Source organism: Spiroplasma sp. ChiS, from assembly GCF_002968355.1.
In the GTDB taxonomy this organism is placed as follows: Bacteria; Bacillota_I; Bacilli_A; order Mycoplasmatales; family Mycoplasmataceae; genus Spiroplasma; species Spiroplasma citri.
In genome coordinates this window covers 1-1,665 of the sequence record NZ_PUUH01000091.1, presented here as the reverse complement: position 1 = coordinate 1,665, position 1,665 = coordinate 1, and the positions used below count along the sequence as shown (strand labels likewise).

The 1,665-nt window shown below is 21.3% G+C and carries 4 protein-coding genes; all 4 read right to left on the bottom strand.

Features of this window, described 5'->3' with window-relative positions; all coding sequences use genetic code 4:
* Positions 1–127 precede the first annotated feature (127 nt).
* Positions 128–421: a hypothetical protein gene (locus tag C6B38_RS03220; protein ID WP_105298632.1), complete on the bottom strand. Its 294-nt coding sequence runs from the start codon at positions 419–421 to the stop codon at positions 128–130.
* Between the two features lie 224 nt (positions 422–645).
* Positions 646–1,191: a hypothetical protein gene (locus C6B38_RS03210; RefSeq protein ID WP_105298630.1), complete on the bottom strand. Its 546-nt coding sequence runs from the start codon at positions 1,189–1,191 to the stop codon at positions 646–648.
* Between the two features lie 166 nt (positions 1,192–1,357).
* Positions 1,358–1,480, bottom strand: a complete 123-nt coding sequence (locus C6B38_RS11855; RefSeq protein WP_255401060.1) for a hypothetical protein — start codon at positions 1,478–1,480, stop codon at positions 1,358–1,360.
* On the bottom strand, positions 1,480–1,665 hold a 186-nt coding region (locus C6B38_RS09800), incomplete at its 5' end, for a hypothetical protein (RefSeq protein WP_162475837.1). The genes C6B38_RS09800 and C6B38_RS11855, both read right to left, overlap by 1 nt.

Genomic DNA, 1,665 nt, shown 5'->3' with positions numbered 1-1,665 from the left:
TAATTTCATTATAATCACTAGTATTTGCATTAAAATTAATTTCATGTATTTTAGGACATGAATTTAAACTATCTCATTCAAATTTTTCACCTTTAAATATAATTGCTTTTCTTGGACTATACCCTGCTTATTCAATTCTTTTACAATAAACTTTACTATCAATAACAGTAGTTAATTTATTTTTAAATGGAATAATATTAAAATCTTTACCAAAAATTAACCCTTTATTACTTAATTTAATAATTCCTAATGCTGTTATTTTAGCATTATCAGAATTATTAACTAATTGCATATAATTTTGTCCATTTTTCATTTTTAATTCTTCAAGTGCTAATATATTTTCTTTTACATATTTATCATTAACTTTTAATTCATATTTAATAATTGCACCTTTAATATATTGTTGTAATTTATTTGTCATTTTATTTAACTCCTTTAATTTGAATATTTATTCCTTTAATACCAACTACTTTATTATCATTATTTGTATCTCATTGTGCTTTAATTGTATTTTTAACTAACTTTTCATTAACAATTAAATATTTAATTAATTGCTTTAATTCATATTGATTAGCATTTTCTAAAAAATCATCATCAATCCCTAATATTTCAATATCTTTTATTAATAATTTTTCTTTTATTAAATTAATACCAACTTTTTTTTAATTGTATTGGTTCTAATGATTTATCAATTTGCACAATTTGTTCCATTACACGAACTTGTTCATCTTGAATTTGGTATATATCAAGACCCATATCTGGTGTTAAACTATTTGCTTTTTCAATTAATTCTTGTTCTTTTAAAAACTCTTGTTGTTTTTGTTTACGAGCTTGTGTTAAATTATTATTAATTTCAACTCTGTATCTTTCAATATAATTCCTATAATTAGTAATTATTTTACCAATTCCATTATGTTTATCTAATAATTTTTGAATAGGTTCTAATCATTCTTTAAAAACAAAATTATTTTTAGTAATAGCACTTGGAATATCTTTTAAATGTACATCTTGATAACCATTTAATGCATAATGATTAATATGTCTAAAAATATATTCAGTTAATTCTTGTTTATTTTCTTCTTTAAATTTTTGAACATTATATGCTAAAATACTTTCATTTTTAAAATTCTCTCCGTTTAAAGGAAATTGAAATGTAATACTATTTACTCTATTTTTTACAATATCATTCATTATTCACCCTCCTTACTAGGTAATGTGTCATATTTAGAATTATCTTTTAAATCAATTATTCTTTTTCAACCACAAGTACTACACTTATTATCAAAGTCATAATCATCTCCACAATTCATACAATGAGCAAATTCGTTAAAATCTTCTTTATATAATTGTTGTTGTTTTAATTCTGTAATTTCATTTTTTGAACATTATATGCTAAAATACTTTCATTTTTAAAATTCTCTCCGTTTAAAGGAAATTGAAATGTAATACTATTTACTCTATTTTTTACAATATCATTCATTATTCACCCTCCTTACTAGGTAATGTGTCATATTTAGAATTATCTTTTAAATCAATTATTCTTTTTCAACCACAAGTACTACACTTATTATCAAAGTCATAATCATCTCCACAATTCATACAATGAGCAAATTCGTTAAAATCTTCTTTATATAATTGTTGTTGTTTTAATTCTGTAATTTCATT